General features: G+C 29.3%; 16 protein-coding genes, 1 riboswitch and 1 other annotated feature. Of the genes, 4 read left to right on the top strand and 12 right to left on the bottom strand.

What is annotated here, in order from left to right:
- Positions 1–18 precede the first annotated feature (18 nt).
- From K0039_RS00925 to K0039_RS00945, 5 genes are all read right to left on the bottom strand, one after another.
- Positions 19–1,362, bottom strand: coding sequence for a TldD/PmbA family protein (locus K0039_RS00925; protein ID WP_228103186.1), 1,344 nt, complete (start codon positions 1,360–1,362; stop codon positions 19–21).
- Positions 1,363–2,754: a TldD/PmbA family protein gene (locus K0039_RS00930; RefSeq protein WP_228103187.1), complete on the bottom strand. Its 1,392-nt coding sequence runs from the start codon at positions 2,752–2,754 to the stop codon at positions 1,363–1,365.
- A 258-nt stretch (positions 2,755–3,012) separates the two neighbouring features.
- On the bottom strand, positions 3,013–3,366 hold the full coding sequence (locus K0039_RS00935) for a YitT family protein (RefSeq protein WP_228103188.1): 354 nt from the start codon (positions 3,364–3,366) through the stop codon (positions 3,013–3,015).
- A 58-nt stretch (positions 3,367–3,424) separates the two neighbouring features.
- Positions 3,425–4,117, bottom strand: coding sequence for a GNAT family N-acetyltransferase (locus K0039_RS00940; protein WP_228103189.1), 693 nt, complete (start codon positions 4,115–4,117; stop codon positions 3,425–3,427).
- Between the two features lie 130 nt (positions 4,118–4,247).
- On the bottom strand, positions 4,248–5,552 hold the full coding sequence (locus K0039_RS00945) for a D-alanyl-D-alanine carboxypeptidase family protein (RefSeq protein WP_228103190.1): 1,305 nt from the start codon (positions 5,550–5,552) through the stop codon (positions 4,248–4,250).
- Between the two features lie 238 nt (positions 5,553–5,790).
- On the opposite strand from K0039_RS00945, the gene K0039_RS00950 reads away from it, so the two are divergent.
- Positions 5,791–6,813: a C39 family peptidase gene (locus K0039_RS00950; RefSeq protein WP_228103191.1), complete on the top strand. Its 1,023-nt coding sequence runs from the start codon at positions 5,791–5,793 to the stop codon at positions 6,811–6,813.
- An 82-nt stretch (positions 6,814–6,895) separates the two neighbouring features.
- Here the strand turns inward: K0039_RS00950 and K0039_RS00955 are convergent, their stop codons facing one another.
- The 3 genes from K0039_RS00955 to K0039_RS00965 form a co-directional block, all read right to left on the bottom strand.
- Positions 6,896–8,344, bottom strand: coding sequence for a DEAD/DEAH box helicase (locus K0039_RS00955; protein WP_228103192.1), 1,449 nt, complete (start codon positions 8,342–8,344; stop codon positions 6,896–6,898).
- A 129-nt stretch (positions 8,345–8,473) separates the two neighbouring features.
- Positions 8,474–9,148 (bottom strand): PHP domain-containing protein, encoded by a 675-nt coding sequence (locus K0039_RS00960; protein WP_228103193.1) that lies wholly within the window; start codon positions 9,146–9,148, stop codon positions 8,474–8,476.
- Between the two features lie 134 nt (positions 9,149–9,282).
- Positions 9,283–9,846: a cytochrome P450 family protein gene (locus tag K0039_RS00965; RefSeq protein WP_228103194.1), complete on the bottom strand. Its 564-nt coding sequence runs from the start codon at positions 9,844–9,846 to the stop codon at positions 9,283–9,285.
- Between the two features lie 311 nt (positions 9,847–10,157).
- A riboswitch (purine riboswitch) is annotated at positions 10,158–10,257 on the top strand.
- 72 nt (positions 10,258–10,329) lie between these two features.
- Between K0039_RS00965 and add the strand changes: the two genes are divergently transcribed.
- The 3 genes from add (at position 10,330) to K0039_RS00980 (ending at position 13,750) form a co-directional block, all read left to right on the top strand.
- Complete coding sequence (add, locus tag K0039_RS00970; RefSeq protein WP_228103195.1) at positions 10,330–11,319, top strand: adenosine deaminase; 990 nt, start codon at positions 10,330–10,332, stop codon at positions 11,317–11,319.
- A gap of 380 nt (positions 11,320–11,699) precedes the next feature.
- On the top strand, positions 11,700–12,842 hold the full coding sequence (locus K0039_RS00975) for an aldo/keto reductase (protein ID WP_228103196.1): 1,143 nt from the start codon (positions 11,700–11,702) through the stop codon (positions 12,840–12,842).
- Positions 12,843–13,123: 281 nt separating this feature from the next.
- Positions 13,124–13,750 carry a hypothetical protein gene (locus K0039_RS00980; protein ID WP_228103197.1) on the top strand — a complete coding sequence of 209 codons (627 nt, stop codon included), beginning with the start codon at positions 13,124–13,126 and terminating at the stop codon, positions 13,748–13,750.
- Positions 13,751–13,813: 63 nt separating this feature from the next.
- On the opposite strand, the gene K0039_RS00985 is transcribed toward K0039_RS00980, so the two are convergent.
- The 4 genes from K0039_RS00985 to K0039_RS01000 all read right to left on the bottom strand — a co-directional run bounded on the left by K0039_RS00985 (position 13,814) and on the right by K0039_RS01000 (position 19,239).
- Complete coding sequence (locus K0039_RS00985; protein ID WP_228103198.1) at positions 13,814–14,464, bottom strand: hypothetical protein; 651 nt, start codon at positions 14,462–14,464, stop codon at positions 13,814–13,816.
- Between the two features lie 225 nt (positions 14,465–14,689).
- The gene (locus tag K0039_RS00990) at positions 14,690–16,681 is read right to left on the bottom strand and encodes a M20/M25/M40 family metallo-hydrolase (RefSeq protein WP_228103199.1); all 1,992 of its coding nucleotides are present in this window, start codon (positions 16,679–16,681) and stop codon (positions 14,690–14,692) included.
- A gap of 327 nt (positions 16,682–17,008) precedes the next feature.
- Positions 17,009–17,217, bottom strand: a binding site (T-box leader).
- A gap of 90 nt (positions 17,218–17,307) precedes the next feature.
- Positions 17,308–18,267 carry a sugar ABC transporter substrate-binding protein gene (locus tag K0039_RS00995; protein ID WP_228103200.1) on the bottom strand — a complete coding sequence of 320 codons (960 nt, stop codon included), beginning with the start codon at positions 18,265–18,267 and terminating at the stop codon, positions 17,308–17,310.
- Between the two features lie 27 nt (positions 18,268–18,294).
- On the bottom strand, positions 18,295–19,239 hold the full coding sequence (locus K0039_RS01000; protein ID WP_228103201.1) for an ABC transporter permease: 945 nt from the start codon (positions 19,237–19,239) through the stop codon (positions 18,295–18,297).
- Positions 19,240–19,246: the final 7 nt, after the last annotated feature.

Genomic DNA, 19,246 nt, shown 5'->3' on the forward strand with positions numbered 1-19,246 from the left:
TTATCCTTTCTATATTTATTATTTTCCTGCTATAGAAAGTCCTGTAACTATTACTGATGGTGAACCAACATTACTCATAGGGAATTTTAAATCATTTCCTAAATCAACTATGTTTTTAAGTAAATCAAAGTAATTTCCAGCTAGTGTAATTTGCTCCACTGGGAAAGTCTTCTTACCATTTTCCACATAGAATCCTTTTGCTGCAAGAGAGAAATCTCCACTTACAGTGTTTGCTCCTGAATGAAGCCCTGCTAAATCTGTTATAATCACACCTTCACCGATATCACTCATTAAATTTTCAAAAGATTTTTCACCTTTTCTAAGATATAAATTGCTTTCACTGACGCTAACAGATGAAGCATAAGAAGCTTTGAACCCGTTTCCAGTAGATTTTACACCTTGTTTATGAGCTGTTTTCAAATTATGAAGTAATGTATTTAATTTTCCTTCATAAACTAATTCCTTTGTAAAAGTTGCCACACTTTCATCGTCGAAAGGCGCTGATGCAAGACCACCCTCCATTAGTGGATCATCAACTATAGTAACAATTGGTGAAGCTATCATTTGCCCTTCTTTTCCTTTTAAAAGTGAAAGACCTTTTTGTGCTGCATCTCCACTAAAAGTTCCTGCGAATGTTTCTAATAACTGTACCATTGCTTCGTTGTATATAATTGTTTTGTAGTTTCCTGATGGAATGCTTTTTCCACCTAATTTTGATAAGGCTTCCTCCACACCTTGAGCTGCCATTTCTCTTGGTTTAACTTCATCTAAAGAAGATGCTACCACATAGCCCACACCATCATTTTTTCCACTTTCATCTTGCACTACTGGCACCACATAAGACGTTAGGATATTACCTTTATTATTTAGTTCTAAACCTTTAGTATTGTAAATTCCGTAGTTTGATGAAGAATAAGAAATTTTACAACCATTTATATTTACAACTTTCTCTGAGTAGTTTTTAGCTTCTTTTTCTAAGTCTAATGCTAAATCTATCATTTTACCTGGATCTATATCTTCAAGTTCCTTAGAATAAGTTTTTACTTCACTATATGTTTTATCTCCCACATAAATAAAAGTTTCATCATCGTTTTCAATTAGGTTTGCACTGCTTTTAGCACTATTAACTAACATATCTATAGCAGCTTCATCTAATATTTCAGTATAAGAGTAGCCCATTTTATTATTGATTTTCCCTCTAAAAGAAAGTCCAAAAGACTTGGCTAAATTATACTTTTCCACTTCTCCTTCATAAACAGAGATGCTTATGCTTTCACCATCACTAAAATAAATCTCGCACTCATCAAATCCTGTAATTTTTGCTTTTTCAAATAACAAGTTCTTAAATTGTAAAAATTCCATCTACTCTTCACTCCTTCCACCAACAGTTATCTCTTTCACTCTTATCATAGGCTGACCTACATTTGTTGGAATAGAGCCAGAAACTGAACCGCACATTCCTTGAGCCTGAGCTAAGTTGTCACCAACCATATCTATATTCATAAGAACTTCACTACCCTTACCTATAAGGCTGGCTCCTCTTACTGCTTCTTTTATCTCACCATTTTTAACTAAATATCCTTCTGCTACAGCAAAGTTAAACTCTCCAGTTACAGGGTTTACAGAACCTCCACCCATTTTTTTAGCATAAAGACCATTGTCTATAGATTTAATAATATCTTCTGTTTTATCTGTTCCTGCTGCTATAAATGTGTTTGTCATTCTAGAAGTTGGAGCAAATTTGTAGCTTTGTCTACGAGAACTTCCAGTAGGTGCAGTCTTCATTCTTCGTCCATTTAATTTATCTACCATGTATGATTTTAAAATTCCATTTTCTATTAGGACATTTTTCTGAGTTGGAGTTCCTTCATCATCTATGTTGGCAGATCCCCAGTGATTTGGTAGAGTTCCATCATCTATGGCAGTAACTTTGCTAGATGCAATCTGCTGATCTATTTTATCAGTAAATACTGAGTTACCCTTGGCAACTGATGTTGCTTCAAGTGAGTGTCCACAAGCTTCGTGGAAGATAACTCCTCCAAATCCATTGTCTATGGCAACAGTCATTTGACCTGCAGGACAGTTTTTCGCATTTAGCATAGTGTATGCCACTCTTGAAGCTTCTTTTCCATAATACTCTGGATCTATATCTTCAAACAATTCAAAGCCTTTGCATGCTCCAGGTCCTTCATGTCCTGTTTGATTTTCATTTCCTTTTGATGCTACTGAAGTTATGGAAAGTCTAGTTCTTACTCTTTTGTCTTCTGTGTATAATCCTTCAGTGTTGGCAATTAGTACATTTTGCTCTTTGTCTAAGTAGTTTACACTTACTTGTGATATGTCAGAGTTGAAACCTTTTGCACTTTTGTATGCTTTTTTAATTACATTTATTTTATGTTGATAATCTACACTATTTGGATTTAATTTTATTGGATTTATGTCAGTAGTTCTTTTACAGTTGTTTAGTACTATAACTTTTTCTTGCCCTGCACGACCTAAAGCTAAAGCTGCTTTGTAAGCAGTGTCTAACATGGACTGAAGTGAGTTGTCATTTGTATATGCGTAAACGCTGTTGAATCCTTTGAAAATTCTTATTCCTATTCCGTAAGTTCTTCCCCCTAGGACATTTTCTATTTTACTATCTATAAGACTTAGGTTGTTATTTATACAGTCTTCTTCAAAGATTTCTGCAAAATCCCCACCTGTGATTAGGCATTTTTCAAGCACTCTAGTTGCTATTTCTTTTGAGATCATGATGTTCCTCCTTTTTTGGTATATGTATATTATACCAATTTTTGTGGTAGTTTTAACATATTTTAAAATGCGCTACATTTTTATAACGCATTTTTTCTTTTATAAGTTTATTAATAAATACCACTTTATATTTTATTTAAACAATCAAAGAAAAAGCTATAAAAAATAGATTACTCATATCTATAATTTATAGCTTTTTCTTTATTATTTATGATCTAATATTGTTTTAGAAATGTCTAAATCTTGATTTAAACATCTTTAACTATTTACTCTCTCTGAAACTAATGTCATTTTTAATAAGTTACTTAACTCACCTTTTAAATTATTCTTAAAAAGATAGTCCCATTTACAAGCTACATAATCAAGTAGTTTTGTACATACAACATGATTTATTATTTCGTATAATACCACTTTTCCACATAATACAAAGTAAGAAGCAACAATAGTCAATCCATTTATAACCATTAACAACTCTGCTAGAGTTGCATATTTAAAAACTGTTTTTTGAAGAATTTTTGCCAGTGTATCTGTTCCTCCATAAGTAAATCCTCTTCTGTACAACATTCCAGAACCTACTCCAGATATAGCACCAAAATATATTGTAACCAACATTAGAAAATAAATAATATATGTATGGATATCTTACATTAATAGGTCTTCATATTATCATTTATTTTTTTCTTCTCTTTTTACTTTTATTTCTATCACTGCTTTTTTTAATTTTTTCACTTTTTTCACTTTCACTTTTGTATAAGTTATTTATAAAATTAGGTAAAAAAGTTTTTTTCATATTTAGATATTCATCCCTATTTAGTTCATATCTAAGACAAAATAGAAGATTCTGTTTTGGCTTATAAGTTTTTATATATGTGAAGTTTAGCTTTTCAACACAACTAGTGCTATATTTATTTTCTTCGTATATAAGAACCACCAATTTATCCACTTTAGAAAACTCAAAACTTGATATTATAGTAACCAAAGCCAGCTCTGTAGAAAAATCATTTCCCCAATATTTAGGGTTTATACAAATACCCAATTCCCCCTCTTTTGATTTAGGATTAACATTATTAAACCCCACATTTCCTATTACCTTATAATCTTTTTTATAATAAATAGCATGGTTTCCTATTTTTCCTTTTTTATAATTATTTATGAAATAAGACTGTATAAACCTTTTACTACTATTTATATCTCTGTGAGCATTGAAAGGTAAATATTTAACTACAATTTCCTTACTAAGATATTCATATACATCCTCTGCATCAGAAATCTCAAAAGGTCTAAATATAAATCTAGGAGTTTCTATGATTTTCATCTGAGAATATATTGAATCTGAAATTTTATATCCAAATATATCATTCATAAGTTCTCTCCCCCCTTAAAAAATAATAGTACTAGTATATTTATATTATGATAAAAATTCCTTCCAAATTAAAAAAGGAATGCTTAGGCACTCCTTTTTTGTATAGTTATTAAATTTTACAATAATATAATTATCTTCTCTTTTTATTATGTCTATTTCTTCTTCTCATTCTTTTTCTTCTTAAATTTCTTAACCTAATACAATAGGCTACTACAAAGATCACTATTAAAGCTATTACTATAAATATAATATATGATCCTGAGTAAATTTTAAGTAAATCAAATTTATTTAAATCCACTTTCCCACTTACTTTTGATGAATAATTAGGTAGAGTAAAGTTTAATTCTATCTCTTTATTTGCAAGCTTCCAGGCACTTTTATTTTCATTATTGTATTCTATTTTGGCATTTTCATCGTTAATATCATTTTTATAATACATAACATCTTCTGTTGCTATAACTGGAACTGTTATATTCTTTTTAGGTCCAATAATACCGTACTTTCTGTATTGAAGTTCAATTGTGCCAATTTCTTCTCCAGCTTTTTTAAATACTTGTTTTTCAGCAGCAAAACCATAATCAACAATAGTTTTTGTATCATTAAATACATTTGTGCCATCTATTCCATAATCAGAATTAAGAGCTACAGTAACTAGATTTCTACCTTCTCTTTGGAAGAAACCAACAAAACAATGACCAGCTTGAGATTCATTGCCTGTTTTTCCACCTACATTACCATATTGACCAAGGATTTTGTTTCTTAATTTAATTGGTACAGCTTCTCCTTCTATATTAATTGTTATATTTGGACTTTGGTCTGATATTGTTTCCCTAATCCATTGGTTTTTGTAAGCTTCTTTTGCTATTACTGCTATATCGTAAGCTGTTGACATATTAATTTCTTTATTGTCTGGATCTACTGCATTCGCTTCTAGACCACATGGATTTACTACTTTTGTGTCTTCTAAGCCAAGGGACTTGGCTTTATCATTCATCATTTTCACAAAATCCTTGTAATTTCCTGCCACAGAGTCTGCCATTAAATATGCAGCATCATTAGCAGAATAAACCATAACAGCTTTCATAAGATCATCACTTGAAATTTTGTCACCCTCATTTATTCTTTTCAAGTTATTAAGTGCTGTTTGAGTAGTTTTTAGTGATTCTTGTGTAAATGGTATGGCTTCTCCCTTAGAAGTATTTTCTGCAAAAACTAATGATGTTAATAGTTTTATTGTACTTGCCACAGGCCTTTGAATCTTTGCATCTTTTGATGCAATAACTTCTCCTGTATCCATATCCATAACTATTGCTGATTGTGCAATTATACCAGGTATGTCACCTGTATTATTTAATCCATTTGCTACACTGCTTAAAGATGTACATATTACTAATAAAATAGTTAATATAAATGTATTAAAAGACTTATTTCTCATTTAAAACCTCTTTCTCCTTTTGTATTACTAGTTATAACTATAAAGTTTTATAGATAAGAATAATTTTATTCTTATAATTAAAAGTAATGCAATAATTATATCATAATTTCTACATAATTTGTCAAGACACTTCCCATAGACATTAAAAAATATTTAGTCTTCTTTACTGTAAATTTACATAGACTTCCCCCCATGTTATAATGTGCAAGTAATATAATTATGGGGGAGAAAATTTATAATGTTAAAAAGTAATTTACAAAAAATAATTCTAATACCTACAATAATATCCATGGTACTAATAAGTAGTGTTTTTCATAAAAAACTTACTTTTGCTGCTACCTTAAAAGTAGTCAATACAAATAGTTTAAATGTGAGAAGCGGGGCTGGAACTAAATATAAAGTTCTAGGAAAGCTTACCAAAGACACTAAAATAAGTGTTATTTCAGAAAGCAAAGGATGGAGTAAATTTACTTATAATAAGAAAACTGCTTATGTTAGTAGTAAATATTTGATTAACGCAAGTACTACAAAATATGTAAATACAAGTAGTTTAAATGTAAGAAGTGGAGCTGGAACTAAGTATAAAATTTTAGGAAAACTTAAGAGAAATACTAAAATAAATGTCATTTCAACAAGTAAAGGTTGGAGCAAGTTCACTTATAATGGGAAAACTGCTTATGTTAACAGTGAATATTTAAGTAATACTAAAAGTGTAATATTAAATGTACCATATATAAGCCAATATCCTGATTTACCTCTTGGATGTGAGGCGACTTCTCTTGCTCCGTTGTTACAGTTTAAAGGTGTGAATGTTTCAAAAACTACTATAGCCAAAGAAATGAAAAAATCACCAAATAAAAATCCTTCTCTTGGATTTGTAGGAAGTCCTTTTAAAAATGAACCTGGTATTTTCCAAACCATATATCCAGAAGCTTTAGTAAGTTCAGCTAAAAAGTATAGACCAAATAGTGAAAATATAACAGGTGCATCTGTAAAAACTATAGAAAAAGAGCTTAGAGCTGGAAACCCATCAGTTATTTGGATGTCTCTTAATTTAGTTACTCCTCAAATGGGTTACTGGTATGAAAATACTAAAGACCAAATATGGGTAAATAAAAACCTTCATGTCATGACAGTTACTGGTGTGGATGATGATAATTTTTACATAACAGATCCTGCAAAGGGTAAATACAGTGTAAGTAAAACTAAATTCGAATCAATTTACAATAAAGTTGGAAAAAAAGCTTTAGTTGTTAGATAGTTAAAAGAACGTAAAAAATATCTCAGGTTAAAAATAGCCTGAGATATTTTTTTATTAAATCTTTAAAATCCAATGGGCTATCTTACATCTCAACCATAGTAACCTTACGAGGTCTTCCCTTGATGTTTTTAGTTTGTAATGTTTTAAGTACCATTTCGCCTTTGTTATTTAAAACTTCCACAAAGGTAGATACATCCTGCACATTTATAACGCCTATATCTTCTGCTGTCATTCCTTCTATACTACAAAGTGTTCCAACTATATCAACTGGTCTCATCTTTGTCTTTTTCCCTGCATTTATGTGAAGTCTCATTATCTCACAACTCATACTTGCACCTTTACTCATTTTAACTTCAGGTTTCTCGCTTAATTTTCTTTCAAATTCAGCTTTTAATTTTTTCACAGATTTTCTACTTGGCGTTTCTTGTCTTAAAACTAATTCTCTTCCTGTATATGAATTAATTTCAGATACACGTCTGTCATCAGCTTTAGTTACAAAGGTGATTGCTCTACCCTCTTTACCTGCACGACCTGTTCTTCCTATTCTATGAACATAGTTTTCTCTAAGAACTGGTATGTCAAAGTTTATTACGTGAGTTATATTTTCTATGTCTATACCTCTAGCTGCCACATCTGTAGCTATTAAATATCTGAAATATCCTTTTTTAAAATTAGACATTACTTTTATTCTGTCATCTTGTTCCATACCTCCATGTATTTTGTCACATGGATATTTTAAATCTGTTAATTCATTATAAATCATTTCTACTTTCTTTTGAGTGTTGGCAAAAATCACACAACTATCTGGATTTTCAACTATTGTAACATCTTTTAATAAATTTATTTTTGCATTTTCTTCTACTTTATAAGCTACTTGAACTATTCTATCAACTGTTAAAGTTTTAGCTTCTATTTCTATTTTAGTAGGATTTTTCAAATATCTTTTTGATAAATCATCTATATCTTCTGGCAATGTTGCAGAAAATAACATGGTAACACGCTCATTAGGTAGTGCTTCTATTATTTCTTCTATTTGTTCAATAAATCCTAAACTAAGCATCTCATCAGCTTCATCTATAACAAGACATTTAATATTATCTGTAACAAAACTTCCTTCTTTTATATGGTCAATTGTTCTTCCTGGAGTTCCAACTACTATATGAGTCTTTTGCTTAAGTTCTTTTTCTTGAACAGCAAATGAAGACTTTCCATAAAGTGCACAAGCTTTTATTCTTTTAAATCTACCTATATTAAATATATCGTCTTTTACTTGTATTGCTAGTTCCCTCGTTGGTGCTAGAACTAATGCTTGGGGCTTATTTTCTTCCCAATCAACTAACTCACATAGCGGTATTCCAAAAGTTGCTGTCTTTCCACTTCCTGTTTGTGATTTCACAAGGATATCTTTATTTTGTAGGGCTACTGGTATAACTTGTTCTTGAACTTTTGTTGGATTTTTGAAATTTAACATTTCTAGTGATTTTAATATTTCATTGCTTAATTTATAATCTTTAAAGTTTGTTTTTGTCATTTTGTCATCTCTTTCTTCTCGTCATAGTAATCTTATCTATTATATCACACTAAGGCAATACTCCGTTTTTGTAATAAGTAGCTATTTTATATTTACAGATGATCTAGATAAGTTATTATTAGTTTTAATCTAATTTTTTTCGATAATTTTAAATTCTTTATTTCTTAATATGTTAAGTATTTGTTCATCTGATGTGATTTTTTTATTTGTATAAATGCCTGTTCTACATAAATCCTCTTCTTGATGTACATCACTACCACCTGTAGCTATAAGACTTGGATTTTCTTCATAAACAGCCTTTGTCAAATCATTATTATTGTTGTGTCTTGGGTTTTGGTTATATATTTCAATGCCATGCAAATAGTTTATATCCTCTAATTTACTTCCTTTTTGTCTATGAGGGTGGGCTTGAATAATAATTGCCTTATCCTTGAATTTATTATAAAAATCCTTTAATCCCATTTCTATCATCCACTCATTTTCTAAATAATCTTCTTTTTCCAATCCGAATACTAAAAAATCATTTGTATCGTTGTTAAAACTAATTTCCATTCCTAGACCTATGTAAAAATCTTTATCTTTACAGTATTCCATCCCTTTATCATAGCTATAGAAAAATTCCTTAGTTTTTTCTTTCCAATCTTCTCTTTTGCACTTTCTAAAATAGCCTTTTCTAAAATGGTCTGTAAGAACTAGTCCTGAGTAACCCTCTTCTATGTATTTGTCTATTATTTCTTCTATACTAAGACGCCCGCAAGGACTGATTTCTTTTGTGTGTATATGTATATCGTATTTAAACTTCATCTGTCTTCCCCTTATTTTTTACATGACTTAGGTATAAGATACCATCTTTTTATATAATTATCACTTAGTAAAGTAACCTGTTTTTCTATTATAGTTAAAAACTCATAACTTAGGCATTCTTATATGAAAACAAATTAATAAAATTTTAATGATTCAAATGATTTTAAAACTTTATCTTTTGATTTATCTGAATAACAAGAATAAAATACCAAAGTCCTGTCTTCCGACTCAGTTATATAATATATTTGATAGTCATTTTCTATAACTTTCACTCGCTTGTCTCCTATAACTTTATCATATACTTCATTTTCAATTTTACATTCAAGTTCTGTTTTATATATATCATTTGCATATTCTTCTAAACTTTTCTTTGTTTTAACTGCTCTTATATTTAAACCTTCTAATATAAGCGTCTTTTCATTAACTTTAACTGCTTCATTACTTGAAGGTGCAGCCATTGAAAGTATGCAACATTCATCTAAGTTCTCTAAATTAGTATTCCCATCATTATCAAAATTAGCTTCGTCTATGTCTTCTTGTGCAGTCCAATCTTTTGGTGTCTCCATTGAAAATCCAAACTTTTCATTAGTATATTTAATATTATCCATTTTACCATACCAAGAATCAGTAGATTTTTTACAGCCAACCAAAGATATTATAAAAACTAAAAAAATCAAAAATAATATTTTGTTTTTCACCATAATCCCCCTGTGTTTTAAGTTTCTATTTTATATTCTTATTATAATCTAAATCTACTGATAATTACACAATTTAACAAGCAATGAATTGAAATAATGTTCGATTCCTATACTCCTATTACTTTTAACTTATTTCTTACAAGAATATTTCTCCAAATTATAATACTAAGTTTTGTTAGACATAAGTACCATATCCAGCAAAACAGAAAAAACTTTATCTGTATAGTTAGAAAAGTTAACTAAATCACTTTAAATAGGGTTCTTTTGTAAGTGTCAAAAAATATATTGACATAGTTTTTGAAAAATAATATACTTAGTAGAAATATATATTTCGTATAACCTCAATAATATGGCTTGAGGGTCTCTACCAGAAACCAATAATTTCTGATTACGAAGAATGCTTACTTTAATTTAGTAAGCATTCTTTGCAATCAGAAATTTTTTTTATACAAAAATTTATAAATAATAAGGAGATGATACAATATGCTAAAAAAATTACCCAAAATAGAATTACATTGTCATTTAGATGGAAGTGTTAGACCACAAACAATAATAGATATTGCAAAAGAAGAAAATATAGAAATTCCATCACATGAATTACCAGAAATAGAAAACATCGTAAAGGTACCTTTTAATTGTGATTCTCTTGTAGAATATTTAAAAAGATTTGATTTACCAAATAGAGTTATGCAAAGCAAAGAAAGTTTGAGAAGAATAACTTTTGAATTGTTAGAAGATGCTAGTAGTGAAAATTTAAAATACATGGAAATAAGATTCGCACCATTGCTTCACACTTTGAATGGACTTAGTGTAAGTGAAATAATAGAAAGTATAATAGATGGAATCAAAGAAGCCGAAGAGAAATACCCTATAAAGGCTAATCTTATATTAGGCTGTATGAGAACTATGACTTTAGATGATGCAATATATGTGGTAGAAGAAGGAAAGAAATTTTTAAATAAAGGTGTTGTAGCTATAGACTTATGTGGTGCTGAAAATGAAGGATTTGCAATAGAGTTTAAAGAAGCCATTGATTTAGCTAGAGAATACGGATATAGAGTTACAATACATGCAGGAGAAGCTGCAAGTGGAGTAAATGTATTAGAGGCAGTAGAAATATTAAAAGCTGAGAGAATTGGTCATGGTATAGGTATAAGAGATGTAAAGGAAGCATATGACATCGTCAAAAATAATAACATAGTTTTAGAAATGTGTCCAACTAGTAATGTGCAGACTAAGGCAGTAAGTTCTTATGAAGACCATCCTTTTTATAAGTTTTATAAAGATGGATTAAAAGTTACTTTAAATACTGATAATAGAACAGTTTCTAATATTAATTTGACTAGTGAGTTTAATAATGTGGACAGTGTTTTTGAAATAAGTGAAGAAGATTATAAAAATCTGTACTTAGTTAGTGTAGATTCAACTTTTGCTGATGATAATACTAAGCAGTGGCTAAGAGAGTTTATATAAAACATGTAGACTTAGGTTTAATAAAACTAGTAAATAAGGGATGCAATAAGGTGAACCTACTTGCATCCCTTTTCTTATCTTCCTTCTAAAAATCTTCACGCATAGGTAAAAATAGAACTTTATTAACTTATAGCCATACCTAGCACACTTAAGTACTCCAATTAATAATTATCGATACCCAATACAGTATGTTAGTTGAAGGGTATTTTGGAAAATTAAAATTTTTAGTAACTAGATTTTTAGATTTTACTAGACAATAATAAATAACTATACTTGACCCATTTACTAGCTATTACCTATAATATACTAAGACAAAGAAATATTTGTCTATTATTAGTAAAACATTATATATATATTAATTCAAAAGGGGAAATATTAAAATGAGATATGTTGAGTATGGCAAAACTGGTAAAACGGTTTCCGTGGTAGGGTTTGGCGGATTAAGATTTGATTTAAGCAAAAGTAATGAAGAAAATGCGAAGTTAGTAACTTATGCCTATGACAAAGGTATAAACTACTTTGATACAGCTCCTGGTTACTGTGATGGCAGAAGTGAAGAAATTTTAGGTGTAGCCTTTAGACAACTAAAAAAAGAAGGAAAAACTGATTTTTATGTTTCTACAAAAGGTAGACCAACTGTTTGTGATACTGTAGAAAAAACAGTAGCTTCTGTAAAAAAATCACTTGAAACTTTAGGAGTAGATAAAATAGATTTCTATCATGTGTGGTGCATTAGAAAAATGGAACATTACAACCTTGCCATGAAGCCAGGTGGACAATATGAAGGTTTATTAAAATGTAAAGAAGAAGGTCTAATCGATCATATAGTATTCTCTTCTCATCAACCAGGTGATGAAGTTTTACAAGTACTAGATGACAATAAGTTCGAAGGTGTTACTATGGGAATAAATTTATTGAACTTCCCTTACAGATGGAAAGGTGTAGAATATGCATACAATAAAAACTATGGTGTTGTAGCAATGAATCCGTTAAATGGTGGAGCTATCCCTCAACATAAAGATTCACTGTCTTTCTTAGCAAAAGAAAATGAAACAGCTATAGATGCTGCTTTAAGATTTAATATAGGTAGCCCTCAGATAACTATTTCTCTAATAGGATTTGGTAGTTTTTCTGATATAGATCATGCTTGTAACATAGCTGATGAAAATGAAGTTTATAGTGATGAAGATATAGAAAACATAAAAAATAAATTAGGTGAGCATATGAATGCTACTTGCAGTGGATGTGGATATTGTAAAGTATGTCCTCAAGACATAAACACTCCAGCATATATGCTTTTATATAATGAAAAACAAATGTTCAAAAAAAGTGATGAGCAAATGATAGATGAAATTTATGGTCTTGAATGTTGGAACTACAGTATGAATAGTCAAGGTAAGGCTGCTGATTGTATAGAGTGTGGTCAATGTGAAAGCGAATGTACACAACATCTTCCTATAATTGATAGGTTAAAGGAAATAGCTAATTGGGAAGAAAAGGGCGTAAATAATGTAACTGTATAACTTTCTTATTTAGTAAGATAATAACTTTGTAAAATACATAAATATAAGTAGAAGAATATGTTCTGTTTATACAACATGTTCTTCTACTTTTTGTAGTTTAATTATTTGTAACTTCTATTGCTTTTTCAATAAGTTCATCTCTGTTTTCCATTTTTCTATGTCTTGTAAGGCTTTTAAATTATATACATATAAAATTTATTTTTAAAATAGTTATAAATGTGTTACTATGGGAATTGTATTAATATACATTTTTATAAAAAGAAATTTTCAGGAGGAAACTTATGAACTATATTACAAAGGACGAACTAGACAATAAAGAATTAGTATCTACATTCTCTATTAAAAATAATGAATTAATATTTGATGAAAACTCACCATACAAAAATGATTTTGAAGTAGGTGATATAGTAACATTAAAAAATAATTCTAAAGAAATGGGAGTTGTTTCCTTTATAGAAGAAGACGAATTAAGTATAAACTGGAATGATAACAGAGAATCTGTAGAAGCTTCTGCTAATTTAATAATTGTACCTCCTACTTTTGGAATACAATTATTTAAGAATAATGATTTACTTAATTTATGGGAGAATTTATCAAATGGTAAAAATGACAGCTTTGATCTAAAATGCCTTTATATAAATGATAAAATAATAAATGAAGTTACTTTTATTAGAGCATACAAAAACACTGACACTTTAGTAGACAAAAGATTTAGAAGAACATTTTCACTATATAGAAAGTTTGGTAATACCCAAATATTTAGAACTAATCTATATACCATTGATAATAAGAAAGTAGGATTTAACAGTTCTAGATTTGTATACTATTTATTACAAGATAATGTGGTTTATTACTTAGGAATAGACTTAGATCGTGATGACTTAACTACTTATTTATTTAAAAAATAATATATACAAAATAAAGGCTATAAATTATAGATAAGATATATCCATAATTTATAGCTTTTTTATTTACTCTTTATGATCTATTATTGTTTTACTAGTATCTAAATCTTGATTTAAGCATCTTTGGCTATTTATTCTTTCTGATATAAGCATTTCATTTAAAATACCTTTTAATTCATGAATTGTATTTTCTAATTCTTGTTTTTTATTTTTCCCTTTTACTGGTTGCTTATTATCTTCTAATTTTTCTTTATGATCTATTATTGTTTTGCTAGTATCTAAGTCTTGGTTTAAGCATCTTTGGCTGTTTGTTCTTTCTGATACCAACATAGTATCTACTAGTTTTCTTGTTTCTTCTATTAAGTTATCTACTTCTTCTTCTGTAAATTCTTCTCTAGTATCTTTATGATCTATTATTGTTTTACTAGTATCTAAATCTTGATTTAAACATCTTTGGCTGTTTATTCTTTCTGATACTAACATCATATTATACATACCTTTTATTTCTGTTGCTAACTTATGTATCTCTACACCTATCGTATTTAAATCTTTTTGTGAAAACTCCTCACTAGTATCTTTGTGATCTATTATTGTTTTGCTTGTATCTAAGTTTTGATTCAGACATCTTTGGCTGTTTGTTCTTTCTGATACTAACATCATGCTTAATAAATCAGATAATTCCTCTTTTAAATGGCTTAATGCATTATTTAATTTCATTATTTATCACCTCGTTATTATTTTATACATTTACATATTATTTTCCCATGAAAATTTTTCAATTTCTACAGGTATTTTTTACCATTTTTTTATATAAAATAACTTTCTTACAATAAATTTATACCCACTTATTTTCCAACTAAAACTTGACTTGTAAATTATTAAAAGGCATACACATTTTTGTGTATACCTTTCTTTTATTAATCTCAATATAATAAGATTTTATTACTTAACTTTTATATATTTTATTGTACTATGAGAGCTATAAATTTTCTTTCCATCTACTTTTCTATATGCTCTTACTTTAAAATAATATCCTTTTTTACTAGTTAATTTAGCCTTAGTCATTTTAGTACTTGGCGTATCTTTTATTAAAGTGTATTTTCCTTTTTTTGATGTCGCCATATAAACTTCATATCCATTAGTTCTCTTGCTTACTTTTGAAGAATAATTTAAGTTCACTTTTTTAGCAGTAGTTGATGATAATTTTAATATTGGTTGTAATGGTTTACTAGTAGCTTTTATTTTTTCACATTTTAATCCTTCGTAAATTTTATTATCAACCTTTTTATATGCACTAACTTTATACAAATAGCTAGTTGCAGATACTATTTTTGTATCCTTGTAAGTAGTCGTAGTATTTTTAGATATTGTCTTTAATAAATCATATTTTTTAGTAGATGCATTGTATTTATAAATTTTGTATCCATCTGCATTATTTATCTTCTTCCAAGATAATTTTAAAGAATTAGTTAGAACATCAGAAGTTTTTAGATTTTCTACAGTTTGTGGTAATATACTAAAAGTGGCTTTAGCTAATCCCATATAATCATTGCATCCTTTTACAGTAATTGTAGCAGTTCCTATTTCTTTGTTGTTTGAATAACTTACTGTATAATCTTTACCTTCTTCTAAAACTTTCTTTCCATCTGTTACTATTACTTCTGGTCTTTGATATTTATTATTATAAATTTGATTTTCTACTTTTATTGTAGCGTTTGCTATATTAGAACTTACAATTGCAATAGCATCATTTAATTTAGCTAAAGCTGCGTCTATTATTTGTTGATCTTTTAATAAAATATATTCTGTTTTATTAATTTCTTTAGCTTCTTTTAAAGCTTGTTGGAATTTTTTATATGATGACTCAGAAAAATCGCTTTTATCCAAATCATTGGCTATTTCTATAGCTTCTTTTAATGCTTCCTTAGATGGAGTTATAAGTCCATCTGGATTTAGTTGATATACAACAGCTTCTAGCAATTTACAATAAGCACTTATAGTCTCTTTTCCACGACTTCCCCATGTAGTCTCTATAAACTCAAGATTGTCTCTTTCAGGTTTGTGCATAACTTCGCCTATCTCAGTTTCATAAGCTCCTGAAGAACCTTCTTCTGGGTGCTCTGGGTCATCTGGTACTTCCCAGTTTACTGCCTCAAAGTATAAGTAAGGCATTAGTTTTCTAAAGTTTGCATGGTCACTCCAGTTTCCTGTAGAAGGAGTTGGGTAATCTAAGTTTAAATCAGTGTTATTAAATCTCATACCTGTTTGTAGAGCATCAGATAATTTCAGTGTTTGATAAGCAGGCCATGCATTATCAACATTATCTGTTTCTTTGTTGTAGTTACCACTATATACATAACGGTATGTACCAGCTAACATACTATCCATATTTACTATATAAAGAGTATTTGCTATTTCTTCTTCAGTCATAGCATTTGCATATGCAGATGAGCCTTTAAGTCCAACTTCTTCAGCTCCGAAGAACACAAATTTTACAGTATAAGGTGTTTCTTTGTTGGCAAGTCTTTTTGCTGTTTCTAAGTTTACAACAGTTCCAGAACCATTGTCATCCACACCGTTAGTTCCTACACTATCATAATGTGATCCTATTATAACCTCTTTAGTTGAAACTCCTTTTTTAGTTGCTACAACATTTTGAGAGTTATAAGCTACATTTTTTCTTTCATAAGAAAAATCTTGAACTTTAACTTCATAACCAAAAGACTCCAATTGTTCCTTTAAATACTTAGCTGTTTCTAGTTCTTTATCTGTACCAGCTATTCTTTGAGTTAAATTTTGGTTTAAATGTTGTAATACACTGTACGCATAATCTCCATATCCCGTGTTTTCTTTTGCAAAGGATACTGGTGTGTAAGCAAATACAGTAAATATCATTACTGCTGCCATAATTATGGCTAAAAATTTTTTCTTCATAAATTCTCTCTCCCTAAATTTTAATTAATATTTCATCTGACATTAAGTAACTTCATTCGTTTCAAATAGTTTCACTTAGATTTAGTTCAGAATATTCCGTTATTTGTTTTTAGACTATTTGCCTAAAACAAGATAAATATTTAATTGTTCATTAATAGTATTTAAGTGATGAATAGATTTTAAGTACCATATTAACTAGTATTTTTTAGGTACAAAAAAATCGCCCCTCAGTCCTAGGACTAAGAGACGAATTATATCCGCGTTACCACTCTCATTGATAAGTTATCATTCAATAATAAAAAATAAAAAAGTCCCTTGGCTATAAAGCCAAGAGACGAATTATTCCGCGTTACCACTCTTATTGATAAAAAACTTATCCACTCAATCTCTTAAGGCGAGATCACCGATTGACATACTAATAATTTCTGACAATCTCCTCCAAAGCTCTCTTCACTTTATATCCAGTTGCTAGGCTCACACCAACCCTAGCTCGCTGAAACTTAATAAAAAGTTACTCTCTTTCTCTCAGGATTTATGTATTGAATTATTTATCTTGTTAAAATAATAAATTACTTTCTAAATTATGTCAATATATTTTTAATTATAAAATTCCTAAATATCTAATTTTACCATTCTCCCTCAAAATCATTAACATTGTCCTTATTAACTTCAACTTGTTTAATTTGAGTTACAGCATCAACTTTTTCTCCATCGAAATGTTTAGCAGCCTTTTCTATAACTAAAGAACCTTCTTCAACTGCAGACATATAAGTAGTACCGTCTATAAGTCCATCTTTTATAGCTTGAAGACCATCTTTACTTCCACCTAAACCTATTACTTTTACTTTATCTTTAAGAGATGCATCTTTTAAAGCTTGTCCTGCTCCAGTTGCAGAGTTATCATCTTGACATATGATTACATCAAAATCCATTTTCTTTTGTATTAAATCTTCTGTTATTTTTAAAGCTTGCTCTTTTTCCCAGTTAGAAGTTTGTTTGTAAACTATTTCTATATTACTTCCTTTTAAAGCTTCTTCAACACCTTTTCTTCTTAATACTTGAGGAGTAGTTCCTGGAACACCTTCTATTAATACAGCTTTTCCACCTTTTTTTCCTAATAAGTTTTTAGCTATTTCACCTGTTAATGAACCTGTTTCAACTTCATTTTGTCCTATATAAGTTACTAGACCTTCATATTCTCCTGTTGGATTATCACCTATAGAGTTTGTAAATGCTATTATAGGTACTTTAGCTTCATTTGCTGTTTTCACTATTTTTTCAGATACTGAAGATTCCACTCCACATAAAGCTATCATATCTACACCTTTTGCTATAAAGTCTTCTGCTTGAGATAATTGTTCACTAGCATCCCATCCTGCATCTGCATATTCTACTTCTATACTTTTTTCTTTTGCTTTTTCGTCTATCCCCTTTTTAGTTGCAACGAAATACCCTGTTGAACCTGGTAATAATACTGCTATTTTTTTAGGTCCATTGCTTGACCCCCCTGAGTTTGAGCAACCAACTAGGCCAAAAGCCATAATTAAAGATAATACTACTGATAATTTTTTAATTACATTTTTCATTATAAAGTCTCCTCCCTTTTTTTATCTTTAAGCAAGTTTTTTCTTGCTATAAGAATCGAATCCAACAGCTATTAAAATTATTAATCCTTTAAAGATATATTGGAAAAATATATCTATACCTAATAAGTTAAAACTATTATTGATAACACTCATAAGAAGTACACCTATAATAGTCTTTAGTACAGAACCTGAACCCCCTGATACAGAAGTTCCTCCTATAACAACAGATGCTATAGCATCCATATCGTAAGAATCTCCAGCTACTGGACTGGCTGTTCCTAATCTTCCTGTTAATACTAATCCTGCTATTGCTGCTAATACTGCATTTATTATAAATACTTTTATCTTTTGATTATCTACATTTATACCATTTAACTTACTTGCATCTTGATTTCCACCCACTGAATATACATGTCTACCAAATTTAGTCTGAGTTAAAACTATATATGAAACAATTACTACTAGGATAAATACTATTACAGGCATGGGAATGCCAAGGAAGTAACCATTTCCTAATGAATCTAAGATTGGTATGGTTTGTGTAATTGGATACCCACCAGTTATCATAAGTAATATACCACGTACAATAGTAACCATTGCCATTGTTGCAATTAGTGATGGTACATTAATTTTGGCAACCATAATTCCATTTACTAAACCAATAATGGCACATACTGCTATTGCTGCTGCTATTGCTAAAAATAAATTTGTTCCAGTTGTTGCTAGTCTCATTACTATTACTCCTGAAAGAGCAGCGACTGCCCCAACAGAAATATCAAAATTGCCAGATATGATTACAAAAGTCATACCAGCTGATATTATACCTATTATTGATGATTGTCTTAATAAATTTAGTACATTTTGTTTACTCAAGAATGCTGGTGTTGCTATACTTATAGCTATACATAAAACTACAAAACCTATTAAAACTCCGTAGTCTCTAAAATTCAGCTTACTTGTATATTTTTTCATAATATTC

This window comes from Terrisporobacter mayombei (genome assembly GCF_020748465.1).
Lineage (GTDB): Bacteria > Bacillota > Clostridia > Peptostreptococcales > Peptostreptococcaceae > Terrisporobacter > Terrisporobacter mayombei.